The 13,393-nt window shown below is 56.4% G+C and carries 11 protein-coding genes; 10 read left to right on the forward strand and 1 reads right to left on the reverse strand.

All coding sequences use genetic code 11. The features are described from left to right. Positions 1–48 precede the first annotated feature (48 nt). The 7 genes from GOV89_RS09120 (at position 49) to GOV89_RS09150 (ending at position 8,261) form a co-directional block, all read left to right on the forward strand. Complete coding sequence (locus GOV89_RS09120) at positions 49–993, forward strand: ABC transporter permease (protein WP_171176448.1); 945 nt, start codon at positions 49–51, stop codon at positions 991–993. Next, positions 974–1,852, forward strand: a complete 879-nt coding sequence (locus GOV89_RS09125) for an ABC transporter permease (RefSeq protein ID WP_348540080.1) — start codon at positions 974–976, stop codon at positions 1,850–1,852. Before GOV89_RS09120 ends, GOV89_RS09125 begins: the two co-directional genes overlap by 20 nt. Next, the gene (locus GOV89_RS09130) at positions 1,852–2,838 is read left to right on the forward strand and encodes an ABC transporter ATP-binding protein (RefSeq protein WP_171176452.1); all 987 of its coding nucleotides are present in this window, start codon (positions 1,852–1,854) and stop codon (positions 2,836–2,838) included. Before GOV89_RS09125 ends, GOV89_RS09130 begins: the two co-directional genes overlap by 1 nt. After that, a complete protein-coding gene (locus tag GOV89_RS09135) occupies positions 2,835–3,836 on the forward strand; it encodes an ABC transporter ATP-binding protein (protein ID WP_171176453.1) in 1,002 nt (333 codons plus the stop codon). Before GOV89_RS09130 ends, GOV89_RS09135 begins: the two co-directional genes overlap by 4 nt. Next, positions 3,833–5,851: a CocE/NonD family hydrolase gene (locus GOV89_RS09140; protein WP_171238005.1), complete on the forward strand. Its 2,019-nt coding sequence runs from the start codon at positions 3,833–3,835 to the stop codon at positions 5,849–5,851. Before GOV89_RS09135 ends, GOV89_RS09140 begins: the two co-directional genes overlap by 4 nt. 69 nt (positions 5,852–5,920) lie before the next feature. After that, positions 5,921–6,775: an alpha/beta fold hydrolase gene (locus GOV89_RS09145; RefSeq protein WP_171238006.1), complete on the forward strand. Its 855-nt coding sequence runs from the start codon at positions 5,921–5,923 to the stop codon at positions 6,773–6,775. 16 nt (positions 6,776–6,791) lie between these two features. After that, complete coding sequence (locus GOV89_RS09150) at positions 6,792–8,261, forward strand: M81 family metallopeptidase (protein WP_171176459.1); 1,470 nt, start codon at positions 6,792–6,794, stop codon at positions 8,259–8,261. A 91-nt stretch (positions 8,262–8,352) separates the two neighbouring features. Here the strand turns inward: GOV89_RS09150 and GOV89_RS09155 are convergent, their stop codons facing one another. Continuing rightward, on the reverse strand, positions 8,353–9,948 hold the full coding sequence (locus GOV89_RS09155) for a GMC family oxidoreductase (protein ID WP_171176461.1): 1,596 nt from the start codon (positions 9,946–9,948) through the stop codon (positions 8,353–8,355). Positions 9,949–10,057: 109 nt separating this feature from the next. Here GOV89_RS09155 and GOV89_RS09160 point away from each other — a divergent pair, with 109 nt between their 5' ends. From GOV89_RS09160 to GOV89_RS09170, 3 genes are all read left to right on the forward strand, one after another. Next, positions 10,058–11,296: a TRAP transporter substrate-binding protein gene (locus GOV89_RS09160; RefSeq protein WP_171176463.1), complete on the forward strand. Its 1,239-nt coding sequence runs from the start codon at positions 10,058–10,060 to the stop codon at positions 11,294–11,296. A 66-nt stretch (positions 11,297–11,362) separates the two neighbouring features. After that, positions 11,363–12,028: a TRAP transporter small permease gene (locus GOV89_RS09165; RefSeq protein ID WP_171238007.1), complete on the forward strand. Its 666-nt coding sequence runs from the start codon at positions 11,363–11,365 to the stop codon at positions 12,026–12,028. After that, positions 12,028–13,386, forward strand: a complete 1,359-nt coding sequence (locus GOV89_RS09170) for a TRAP transporter large permease (protein ID WP_171176467.1) — start codon at positions 12,028–12,030, stop codon at positions 13,384–13,386. Before GOV89_RS09165 ends, GOV89_RS09170 begins: the two co-directional genes overlap by 1 nt. The last annotated feature ends 7 nt before the right edge of the window (positions 13,387–13,393 follow it).

Here is a 13,393-nt window from a genome sequence, read left to right on the forward strand (position 1 = left end):
CAAACGGGCGGCATCCAAATGCCGCCCGTCCGCCAATAGGGGGCACGTATGCTAAGCTATTTTTTCAAACGGCTTGGACTGGCTGCTGCGATTGTCTCGGTCGCCATGTTCCTGCTGTTTTGCATGATCTACCTGATCCCAGGCGATCCGGCCTCGGTAGCACTGGGCCCTCGGGCAACCGAGGAAATGCGCGCCGCCCTGCGCGAAAAGATGGGGCTGAACCAGCCGGTTCTGGTTCAGTTCTGGAATTTCTACATCGGCGCCTGGACCGGTGATCTTGGGGATGAGGTTCTATCAGGCCGCCCCGTCACCACGGTTGTCTTCGAACAACTGCCCTACACTCTGGCCCTGATCGTTGGCGGCATCACGTGGTCGGTGGCGCTTGGTATCCCGCTGGGCTGCTGGGCAGCAGTCAGCCGCGGCAGCTGGGCTGACCGGGTTGTAGGTATCCTCTCTGTGGCGGTAATCGCGGTGCCATCCTTTGTCATTGCGATCTATGCCCTGCTGATCTTTGCTGTTGAATTGCGCTGGCTGCCTGCCATCGGCGCGGGCGAACCCGGCGATCTGGGCGATCAATTGACCCACCTGATCCTGCCTTCGCTGGCGGTTGGTCTGGGCTGGGTTGGCTATATCGCCCGCATGGTCCGCGCCTCGATGCTCGAAGTGCTAGAGGCCAGTCATATCCGTACCGCGCGCGCCTTTGGCCTGCCAGACAGGACGATCACCTTTCGCTATGCCCTGTCGATTGCGATCCTGCCCACGGTCACCTTGCTGGGCGTGGGCATCGGCCAGATGCTGTCCTCGGCCGTCTTTGCCGAGATCGTCTTTGCCCGCCCCGGCGTCGGCAAGCTGGTCTATGACGCCATCCTGACGCGCAACTTCCCCATCGTGACAGGCACTGTGCTGATCACCACCGTCCTTTTCGTTCTGCTCAACCTGTTGGCAGATCTCATTATCGGAGCTTTGGATCCCCGTGTCAGAAGCAGTTTCTAATCCCGCCCCCGGGCGCATGGCCGAACTGTGGCGCCCGATCCGCAAAATCCTGCGAGAACCTTTGGGCGCGCTGGGATTGTTCCTTGTCCTGTTTGTCATCTTCGGCGCCGTTTTCGCCGATCTGTTAACCAGTTGGGACCCGACCAAGATTAATCCGCGGGACCGATTTCAGGGACCAAGCGCAAATCACCTGATGGGTACGGATCAGTTGGGCCGGGACCTGTTTGCACGCGTGCTACACGGCGGACGGATTGCCTTGTTTGTCGCGCTGGTCTCGACGGCGGTTTCGCTGGTGATCGGCATCGTTCTCGGTCTGATCGCAGGTTACGGGCCGCGTTGGCTGGATAACCTGATGATCCTGCTGTTCGACGCAATGAAGAGCTTTCCAACCGTCATGCTGGCCCTTGCGCTGGTGACGCTGATGGGGCCGTCACTGACCGCCGTGATGGTTGTTGTCGTTCTGGTCACCGTGCCTGGATATGCGCGGATCATCCGAACCCAGACCATTGCATTGAAAACCTCGGAATACGTCACGGCAGCGCAAAGTATGGGCGCGTCATCGGCGCGTATCCTGCGGGTACATATTCTGCCCAACGTGATCGGGCCGCTGGTTATCCTCGCGTCGATGGACATTCCGGTCGTCATCGGGATTGAGGCGGGCATGAGCTTTCTGGGCCTTGGTGTTCGCCCGCCAACCCCAAGCTGGGGCTCGATCCTGAATGACGGGTTCACCAATATCCGCGACACCGCCTGGATCGCGATTGCCGGCGGTGTGCCGATCATCATCACAACGCTGGGCTTTACCTTCCTGGGTGAGACGCTGCGGGACGTGTTTGATCCCCGGCTGAAAGGACGCTGATGACCACGCTGCGCATAGACAACCTGAACGTCAGCTTCTCGACCGAAGCCGGGCCGCTGCATGCGTTGAAAAACGTCAGCTTCGATGTACCGGAAAACCGGATCGTCGGCATCGTGGGCGAATCCGGCTGCGGGAAATCCACGTTGATCAACGCCATTTTGGGCCTGCTGGCAGACAATGGTAGCATCGACGGTGGCTCGATCCTGTTCGAAGGGCAGGATGAACTGACAAGCCTGCCCTCGTCGCGGATGCGCGACCTGCGCGGCCCGCGCATAGCCACCGTGTTTCAGGACCCGATGGGCGCGTTGAACCCGGTCATCTCGGTCGGAAAGCAGATGCTGAATATCCAGTATCGCTCGACCTTGTCGAAAGACGAAAAGATGAACCGCGCTGTCGAGATGCTGGAACTGGTCCGCATTCCTGATGCCCGCGCGGCGCTGGCGCGGTATCCGCATCAGTTCTCGGGCGGGATGAAACAGCGGATTGCCATCGCCATGGCGCTGATGATGGAACCCGCCCTTCTAATCGCGGATGAACCCACAACGGCGTTGGATGCGACACTTGAGGTGACCACGATCGAGTTGCTCAAGGATTTGCAGCAGAAAATCGGCTGTTCGGTCATGTTCATTTCGCACCATCTGGGTGTCATCGCCGAACTGTGTGATGACGTTGTGGTCATGTATGCGGGTGAAGTGGTGGAGCGCGGCACCGTCCGCCAGATATTCCAAGACCCTCGCCACCCTTACACAGCGCGATTGCTTGAATGCGACCCGGCGCGGCAAAGCGAACGCACCCGGCATCTGCCGACAATCCCCGGAGAAATCCCTGATCTGCGCGCGCGGCCCGCAGGCTGTATCTTTGCCAATCGGTGCGATCTCGTGAGCGACGCCTGCTCGGCCCCTCCGCCCGACAAAGACATCGGAGACGGTCATGTCGCGCGCTGCATTATTGCAGATTGTCCCGAGGAAACCGGAGTGACTGCATGAGTAGCGATCCCATTCTCAAGGTTGAAGACGTCCAGGTTTCTTTCCCAGTCGGTGGGTTCGGGCGTCGAAACTCGATCCTGGGCGTGGCCGGGGTGAGTTTTGAAGTTAACCGAGGCGAAACCTTTGCACTCGTTGGAGAAAGCGGGTCGGGTAAAACGACCCTCGCGCGGGCTGTGAATGGTCTGCAGGAAATTAGCGCAGGATCCATAACGTTCGAAGATCAACGTATCGACGAGTTAGACCCAAGGGCGATGAAGCCTGTCCGCAAACGCATGTCGATGATGTTTCAAGACCCAGTAGGATCCCTTTCACCTCGTATGACCGTGGGTGATCTGGTGACGGAACCATTCCGCATTCACGGCATCGAAGGGCGTAATCTGCGGGATGAAGCCGAGCGTCTGCTGACGCTGGTCGGTTTGCCCACAAGCTTTGACTCGCGCTTCCCGCATCAGTTGTCAGGAGGGCAGGCTCGGCGGGTTGGAGTGGCACGAGCCATCGCATTGGACCCGGCGTTGATTATCGCAGACGAACCGACTGCGGGACTGGATGTTTCGGTTCAGGGTGAGGTGCTGAACCTGCTGAACGATTTGCGGGAACGTCTTGGGCTGGCAATGGTGATTATCACGCACAATCTGCACGTGGTGCATCATGTGGCGGATCGAACTGCCGTAATGTATCTGGGTCGATTTGTAGAAGCTGGTGAAACCGAAGAGGTATTCAGCGCGCCGCAGCATCCCTATACCGCAGCACTGCTCTCGGCCAACCCCGAGCCTGATCCGGACAAGACCCACGACCGGATCACCTTGCCGGCTGAAGTCCCTTCGCTGTTGGCTCGACCGTCGGGTTGTGAGTTCCACACCCGTTGTCCCTGGGCTCAATCGCAGTGCAGTTTTGATGCTCCTGAAAGACATGTTACGGATGAGCGGGTAATCGCATGCCACTTCCCGCTGGCACCTGGGGCCCGCCCGCCTGAGCAAAAAGAAAGCGTCTTGTCATGAGTAATGTTGAGGTCATCGAAACCGTCTGGATACCAATGCCTGACGGAACGCAGTTGGCAGCAAGACTGTGGTTGCCCGAAGCGGCGAAAACCACTCCGCTGCCCTGCATCCTTGAATACATACCCTACCGTCGTCGAGACCGCACGCGAATGCGCGACGAAAGTTTGCACCCGCATTTTGCAGCCGCTGGGTATGCTTCGATTCGGGTGGATATTCGGGGCTATGGGGATAGCGACGGCATTGCTGAAGACGAGTATTCACATCAGGAAACCCAAGACGGACACGACGTCATCCAGTGGATCGCAGATCAGGACTGGTGTGATGGAAATGTGGGAATGTTCGGAAAAAGTTGGGGGGCATATAATGCGTTCCAAGTCGCGGCAACACGACCCCCGGCCTTGAAGGCTATCGCGCCGGTGATGGGAACGGATGATCGATGGCGCGAGGATATCCATTTCTACGGCGGTTGTCTGGCCAACGATAATTTCTGGTGGGGCTCCATCATGCAGCTCTACAATGCGATGCCGCCCGATCCCGAGATCGTAGGTGAAGACCGCTGGATCGACATGTGGCGCGAACGTATGGAGGGGGCCAGTTTCTGGCCTGCCATGTGGCTGGAACACCAAACCCATGATGAGATGTGGCGACGCGGCTCGATTTGCGAAAACTACGCCGACGTCGAGGTTCCGGTTTACTTTTTCGGCGGGTGGATGGACCTTTATCGCGACACCCCGTTCCGTATCGCTCAACATCTCAGCGGTCCTGTGAAAATCCTGATGGGGCCCTGGGCCCACCTGTATCCACATGAAGGGGTGCCGGGCCCCAAGGCCGATTTTGTAGGGGAAGTCCTTAGGTTCTGGGACCATTGGTTAAAGGGTATCGACACCGGATTAATGGATGAACCACTCTTGCGGTTCTTCATGCAGGAAAGCGCGGCACCAAGTGGAACTCATCTGCAACGTGAAGGACGCTGGGTCGAAGAACCAAGCTGGCCCTCGCCAAACGTCAAAGATTATTCGATGTGGTTAAACGACGGTACTCTGGACATTAAGCCGCGTACTGGCTCTACAATGTCCATTTGCTCGCCACAGAACTTTGGGGCCGCTGCAGGCGATATGTGTTCGTTTGCCATACCGGGCGACATGGCTGAAGATTGCCGGATCGATGCGGCAGGGGCACTGCAATTCAAAGGTGATCCTCTGGAAGCAGCGGTTGACGTTCTGGGCCAGCCCTCTGTCGAAATCACAGTTTCTGCGGATCAGGAGCAAGGTTTCGTTGCTGCTTTGTTGGTCGACGAAGCCCCCAACGGTGCGCAAACCCTGATTTCTCGGGGGTTCTGCAATCTGAATCATCGGATTGGTGACACCAACCCGACCGCAATTGTGCCGGGCGAGGACATGACCGTGACCATACCGCTTTACGGCAGCGGTTACCGTGTCATGCCCGGTCATCGCATCGTAGTGCAGATCGCCTCGGCTTATTGGCCCGTGCTTTGGCCCGCACCTGCACCCGTAACGCTGACGATCCGCTCAGGGTCATCGTGTTTGCATCTGCCTGTTCGCACGCAAAAGGGGCAAGCATCGGAACCACGCGCGCTGCCCGAGCCAAGCAAGCCTCAAACGGCGCCCCGAAAAACGAAAGTGCGGTCAGGTTCAATGGAACGCTCTATCCGCACTGATCTGACCAACGGAGAAACCATTCACAGGTTTTTCCTTGATGGTGGCGTTTTCGGGCCAGTGGGCGATTTCCGCCTCGACGATATTGGAACGGTGTTAAGCGACGTTTCAGATCGGCGTTACACAATCCATCCCAGCGATCCACTTTCGGCCACCGCAACGATGGAGCAGACGGCCGGTTTCGACCGCGAAGGCTGGTCGGCCAAGATTTGGACCTATTCGGAACAGACAGCGACACCGACGGAGTTTCATTTAACTTCACGCCTCAAGGCTTGGGCCGGAACCGAACTTGTCTATGAGGAAGAGAATGTGCACGTCATCCCTCGTAACGGGATGTAGCCACTAAAACCCAACCAAGTATCGGGCCAAACAGGCTGCTGTCAGCAGTATAATAACAGGAGACGAAGGATGTCGGTATTCTTGCAGTTTGGACCGCGGGCCGAGACTCATCAACTATCGGTCGGGGGTGTGACCATGCGCGTTGTTACCGAAGGTGAGGGGCCTGCTATCGTATTTGTTCCTGGTGGGGACCAAACTGCTGAAGCCTATTCAGAACAGTTCTCGCGCTTATCCGACAGCTTTCGTTGCATCACCTATGATCCTCGCGGTGCGGGCGAGACCCAATCACCCCCGCCTCCCTGGGCGATGAACGACTATGCTGCCGACTGTGCGGCGGTGATCGATGCGTTTGCGGGTGGCCGCGCAACTGTATGTGGCTTGTCGTTGGGTGGCCTCGTTACACAGCAAACTGCGATCGACTTTCCTGACAAGGTTCAACTTGCCATTCCCATGGGAACTTCCGCCTATATCGATGGGTTCACGCGCGACTGGATGCAAGCCGAGATTGACCTTCGAAAAGATGGCATAACCCTACCCGACTACTTTCTTGCCCCCCACTATGCGGTCTATGCCTTTCCAGCCAAAGCGCTGCACGAACCAGAACTGTGGGAACAGCTCAAGGCATCTTACACCGAACGCTTCCGCGACCGCGATCCGCAAGCCACAATCGATCAATGGGAAGCGTGCCTGAACTTCGATTGCCGCGAAGATCTGAAAACCTGCCCGGTCCCTATGCATGTAGTCGCTTTCTCTGAGGATGTTCAGACCGCTCCAGTCATGTGCAAGGTTGTTTCGGACCTGGCGCAGAACGGAACATTCCACGAGATCCCAGGGCTGGGACATGTTTCCATGACACGCCACAAACCTGACGTCGTAGCGAAAAAACTACGCGAGATTTTAAGCGCCGAATTGGTGCAGCAGTAAACGGCTGACCAGTTAGATGAGAATTGCAATTGCAGGATTTCAGCACGAAACCAACACCTTCGTGGAAAGCCCAACGCGACTGAGTGATTTTGAACGGGCAGATAGCTGGCCAGAATTGTTGCGGGGGCGGGACGTTTTGGGCGTGACCGATGGTATGAATCTGCCCATCGCCGGATTCGCAAAGGCGGCGTTGGCGGAAGGCGTGGAATTACTACCCATTCTGTGGTGCGCAGCAGAACCGGGCGGCAAGGTAACAGACCGCGCCTTTGACACCATCGCGAGGCTCATAACTGACAAACTTCAGGGAATGACACCGCTCGACGGTGTTTACCTGGACCTGCATGGTGCCATGGTGACAGAGTCATGGGATGATGGCGAGGGTGAGCTTTTGGCGCGGATCAGACAGATCATTGGGCCGGATCTTCCGCTTGTTGCAAGCCTTGATATGCATGCCAATATCTCGCAACAAATGGTGAATTACTCGGATGCAATGACCATTTTCCGCACCTACCCGCATCTTGATATGGCTGCCACAGGCGCACGGGCGTATCGGATGATACGCGAAATCCATGCAAATGGCCGACCCGCGAAATCGTGGAGACAAGGGGAGTATCTGATCCCGCTGCACATCCAGTATACAGAAGTGGCGCCAGCCCAAACGCTGTATGGAACTCTGAAGGCGTTCGACGGACCCGGCACGCGACTGGTTGAACTTGCCATGGGATTTACCGCAGCGGACACAGCTGATTGTGGTCCATCCGTGCTGGCGTATAGTTCCTCTCAGCCCGACGCCGAGGCAATGGCCGGGCATGTTTTTGCAAAGTTGCAGGCTGCTGAAACACAGTTTGAAACAGCTTTGCTAACGCCAGAGGACGCAGTCGAAACCGCCCAAAAGGCAACTGGCGCTGGGCCTGTTGTGATTGCGGATGTACAGGACAATCCAGGTGCCGGTGCGTCGGCGGACACCACTGGGCTGCTGCGTGAACTTGTTATTCAGAATACCCCACTTTCCATTCTTGGGCTGTTGCATGATCCGCAATTGGCAGCAAAAGCCCATGCCAGGGGTCCAGGTGCAGAATTTGAGGCAGAAATTGGCGGTCGCGGCCCCGGTGACACGCCATATTTAGCAAATGTGCGTGTGCATCATCTGAGCGATGGCCAATGTCGTTACACGGGCGAAATGTATGGCGGCGGGATTGCAACGCTGGGCCCCTCGACGGCATTGCAGCTGATTGGAACGCAAATTCATGTCATAGTAACCAGCATTCGAAATCAATGTCTGGATCTGGCGCAAATTCGGCTGTTCAATCTCGAACCTGAACAGGCACGGATTATTTGCGTCAAAAGCACAGCCCACTTCCGAGCTGATTTTGAACCCATCGCGCAAGACGTCCTGTTATGCGCCGCGCCGGGGCAGTTTCCCTGTGAACTCAAAGATGTAAACTATACAAAGCTGCGATCAGGGGTTCGAATACTCGGAGGATAATTCAAATCCCCAACTCCTGCCTCTCAACTTAATACAACGTTGTTGTCCCACACCGTTGCCAAGCCGAACTATGGGGCTGGAGGATCAGTTGTTATGCATCCGCCTTTATCAAATCACTGGCCTTTTCTCCGATCATGATCGCTGGTGCATTTGTGTTGCCACTGACGATTTCCGGCATGATCGAGCAATCGGCCACCCGCAGGTTTTGTATCCCGTGCACCTTTAGCTTTGCATCAACAACCGATGTCTTGGTGCTGCCCATCGCGCAGGTGCCGGTTGGGTGATAGATTGATGCAGTGTTCGATCTGGCCCAATCCAGCGTGCCTTCATAGTCATCGTGGCTTAACTCTGCCGTTGGTCGAAACTCCTCTGAAATTTTTGACGCCAGAGGGTTCTGTTTAGCGATCCTACGCGCGATGTTCACACCATCCACAATTGTGCGGCAATCCGTTTCTGTAGACAGGTAGTTTGGAATTATTTTGACATGTTTAGACGGATCCGGGCCGTTAAGGCGCAATTCCCCCCGACTTTCCGGGCGTAATTGACAAACCGACATTGTAAAGGCGGAAAACGGATGCACGCCCTCGCCGGGGCTGTCGGCGGACCAGGGCTGAACGTGGAATTGAATATCGGGGGTCTCAACATCCGGGCGGGTCTTCATGAATCCGGTTGCGAGGCTTGCGGCCATGGTCATTGGCCCTGCGCGGAACAACGCGTATTTCAGGGCAATGCGCGCCTGATTGATGAGGCTGCGGACTTCGTCATTCAATGTCGGTTCATTGCATTTGAATACCAGCCGTGCCTGCAAGTGATCCTGCAGGCCCTTGCCGACACCCGGCAAGGCGTGCAGCGGTTCAATACCGTTTTCTTTCAGGTGGTCCGGGTCTCCGATCCCTGAAAGCATTAGAATCTGTGGTGAGTTTATCGCGCCGCCTGACAGAATGATTTCGCGACGGACTTTCAGCGTTTGCTCGACCCCAGAGCGATCCCGATATACCAGACCGGTCGCCTTTTTCTTGTCTATGACCACGCGTGACACCAACGCGTTTGTGATGATGTTCAAGTTTTGGCGGCCTTTTATGGGCTTTAGATAGGCCACGGCGGCACTGCATCGGCGGCCGTTGCGCGTAGTCAGCTGAAAATACCCAACACCCTCTTGTTTGGCACCGTTGTAATCGGGGTTAAACGGGTAGCCTGCCGCTTGTGCAGCGGCGACCCACGCGTCGCAGATAGGACGTTGGATACGCATGTTGGACACGGACAAAGGCCCGCCAACACCGTGATATTCGTCTGCGCCCCGCTCTTGATCTTCACAGCGTTTGAACAGAGGCAGGACGTCATCCCAGCCCCATCCTTCATTGCCCATTTGCCGCCAGCGGTCATAGTCTTCCTTTTGACCGCGTACGTATAGCAACCCGTTCAACGAGGATGAGCCGCCCAACACTTTGCCGCGTGGCCAGTCGATCGAGCGCCCGTTCAACCCCGGATCAGGTTCGGTGCGATAACACCAGTCGACCGTGGGGTTATGCATGGTTTTGAAATAGCCAACGGGGATGTGAATCCACGGGTTGCTGTCGCGGCCACCAGCCTCAAGCAATGCAACACTCGTGTTGGGGTCGGCGCTGAGCCGATTGGCAATCACGCAGCCTGCGGAACCGGCCCCGACAATCGCATAATCCACTTCCATTATCGCCTCCTCCCAATGCCGCTGAAAAAAACTCTATGCAAGATAGAGGAATTATACTAGCCTTTTTTGATACAAAACGTCTCAATAATTGCAATCAGGGAGGTAAGCAATGGAGATCGGTAAGAAACTGAGTGGTATTTCGCGGCGGGATTTCTTCCGTGTGGCGGGCCGTTACGGCATGAGCTCGACACTGTTGGCAGCAGGCGGGTTCGGTGGAGCGATGAGTTTGGCGAATCTGGCTCAGGCCGCCGAATCAACCTATGAAAAGCGCTTTTCTAAAGAGCCGAAACACACGCTGAAGTTTGGTGCTTCTGGATTCAACACTCGCAACCTGCTGATCGAACGCGCCGGTGCGATCGAGTTCGCGCGTGATCTTGAGGAACGCACTGACGGAGAGATCCGGATTGAGTTCATCGGCGACAATCAGATCTGCGGACAGCTGAGCTGTGTCGAGAAGACCCAGCAGGGGATCGTCGACATTTACGCGGCCTCGACCCAGAACTCGGCCGGTGGCGCACCTTACCTGAACGTGTTGGATTATGCTTACATGTTCCCGAGCCGCGCGGCGCAGTATCACTTTTTCTACAGCCCCGCGAGCCAGCGCATCCTGCGGGATCCCCTGGAAAAACGGCACGGGTTAAAGTTCCTGTTCACCCATTGCGAACTACGCGGTCTGCAAATGGGTTCGACCTTTGCGGACAAGCCGACCGTGACCAAGCTGGAAGAGCTGTTTGGCACAAAGAACCGCGTGACGGGCACGCAGCTTGGCCGCATCGCCATGCAGCTCTTGAATCTGAATCCGGTGCCGGTGGCATGGGAAGAAACGCTGGACGCTTTGAAAACCGGTCTGATCGACGGCGCCGAAACTTGGGCCTCGGCTGTAGCCTACGCCAATATGGCGCCGGTCGTATCTCAGTCGGTCAACCTGAAGTTCTTCTGCGGAACCGAGCATACATCGATGTCGGCCAAGGTCTTTGACGGTTTGGGCGGCGAGTTGCAGGATGCAGTGATGGAGTCCTCTTACTTCACTCAGGCTTTGATTCAGGGTGCGAACGAGGCCGCGCTGCTGAACACAGTTGGGTTCTCAGAGCCGCAATTGCCCAACACGATCTTTGCTGAGAACGGTGTGCGTCCGGCCTTCCTGCCCGACGATCAGATCAAACTGGCCGAAGAGATGTGTGCCCCCAACTATAACCCTGAACCTTGGGCGCAGTGGCGTGAGCGTCTGAACAAATGGGCCGGTGGCATCGACACCTATCAGGAAATCTACGACATCGCGCGTGAGATTCCAGCAGACATGCTGCCGGAGAATGTCGAGCCACGCCGTTGGTGGATGGGCCAGGCCTGATAAGCTTCTGCGAACCGGCCCATAGCGGGCCGGTTCGATGCAAAACCGACTGGGAGGACGGGGTACATGTCGTTTTGGGCAGAAACAGGCGCGATATTCAGCGCCTTTCTCAGCCAGGATTCCTTCGAGATTCAATCTGCGCTGGAATCGAACGCGACCTGGGTATTGGGCGCGGTCGTCGCGGCCCTGGGCGGGGTCGCGATCATGCTGATTTATCGGGCAGTGCCCTTTGTCGAACGCCATCTGGAGCGGTCGGTGATGGTGTATTCCTATCTCGCTATCGCGCTGATCATCTTCTGGGGTGTTATTGATCGGTTCGTCTTTAACGATCAGGAGCCGTGGTCGACGACCATCCCGCCGCTCTTGTTCATGGTCATGGCGTGGTTTGGCGCGTCCTATAATGTCCGTCTGCGCACTCATCTGAGCTTTAGCGAATTTCGAACCGCTATGCCCCGTGGCGGACAGCTGACCTGTCTGATCCTTGATGCGATTTTGTGGTTTGGCTTTGCGGTAATCGTGATCGTGACCACCACGCGTCTGGTGGCGTTGTCGGCGTCAAATTTCCAGATCGTTCTGGGCACGGACAACATCATGCAGTGGTGGTTCCTTCTGGCTGCGCCGCTGTCTTTCTTTCTGATGGTTGGGCGGGTCTTTCAGAACCTGGCAGATGATCTTCACAATTGGAAAACGGGTGAGCCGCTTATCAAGCAGGCCGTGATTGGGGCAGACTGATGGCTGACGGAACTTTGGTGACATTAATCTCGCTGGGCGTGACCTTTCTGTTCATGCTGGGCGTGCCCGTTTTTCTGGTCATTGGATATTGGGTGATCGGTTGCTCCTTTGTGCTGGGTCTCACCCTGGACAACATGGGTGCCGAGCTTCTCAATGTCTTCAACAAGGGCTTTGCTCTTTTGGCGATGCCCCTGTTCATTCTGACCGGTGACCTCATCAACAAATCCGGCATTGCCCGAAGGCTCAGTGACTTTGCCTACGCCTGTCTGGGCTGGATACGCGGCGGGTTGGCAATGGCTTCGCTTGGGGCATGCGGGTTGTTTGCGGCGATCTCGGGGTCGAACTCGGCGACGACGGCGACAATCGGCTCGATGCTGCATCCAGAGATGGTCAAGGGCGGCTATGATGAACGTTTCAGTGCGGCCACTGCGGCAGCGGGTGGCACGGTGGGGATCATCATTCCCCCATCAATCATCTTCATCGTCTATGGGTTTTTGATGAATCTGCCAATTTCCGAACTTTTTGTGGCAGGGATTCTACCCGGCGCACTGATGGTTATCGGGATGCAATTTGCTTGCTGGATTATCTGCCGCATGAACGGGTGGGGCTACCTGATCCCGTTGCAGCTGAACCGTGTCCTGAAAACGGCGTTTGGCGCTTGGCTTGGTTTCTTCGCCATTGGTTTGGTGCTATGGGGCATTTACACAGGCAAGTTTTCCCCGACCGAGGCCGCAGGTGTAACTGTTGGCTTCTGCGTCATTGCCGGTCTGGTCAGCTATCCGATCAATCGGATCATGGGCGCACGGAATGACATTCCACCAACCGAGAAAAGCTTTGCCGAAATGTTCGTGGTTGAAGGTTTCACAATCCCCGAGATCCCGTCGATCGTGATCCGTTCGGCGCAGATCACCGGCATTCTTGCGCCGCTGATCGCTGTTTCTGTGGTGATGCAACAGATCCTGTCCTTGCTAGGGGCGCAGCAAACCATTGGCGATTTCGTGACTTCAATGGGTGGCTATTATGCGGTTCTGTTCACTTCGATGGTCATCGTCTTCTTTTCGGGCATGGTGCTGGAGAGTTTGCCAGTCACAATCATCCTTGCCCCGATCCTTGCCCCGATTGCAGCTTCGGTTGGAATCGATCCGGTTCATTTTTCGGTGATCTTCCTGGTTGGGGCATCTATCGGGTTCATCACACCACCTTACGGTCTAAATCTCTATGTAGCTTCGGGCGTGACAGGCGTACCCTATTTCCGGTTGTTGCGATACACGGTGCCGTATCTGGTGGCGTTGCTGTCGGTTTGGATTTTGGTGTCGCTTGTGCCCGATCTGGCCTTGATCCTACTTCCAAATAGCTAGACTGTTA

The sequence above is a fragment of the Ruegeria sp. HKCCA5763 genome, from assembly GCF_013034545.1.
Classification (GTDB): Bacteria; Pseudomonadota; Alphaproteobacteria; order Rhodobacterales; family Rhodobacteraceae; genus Ruegeria.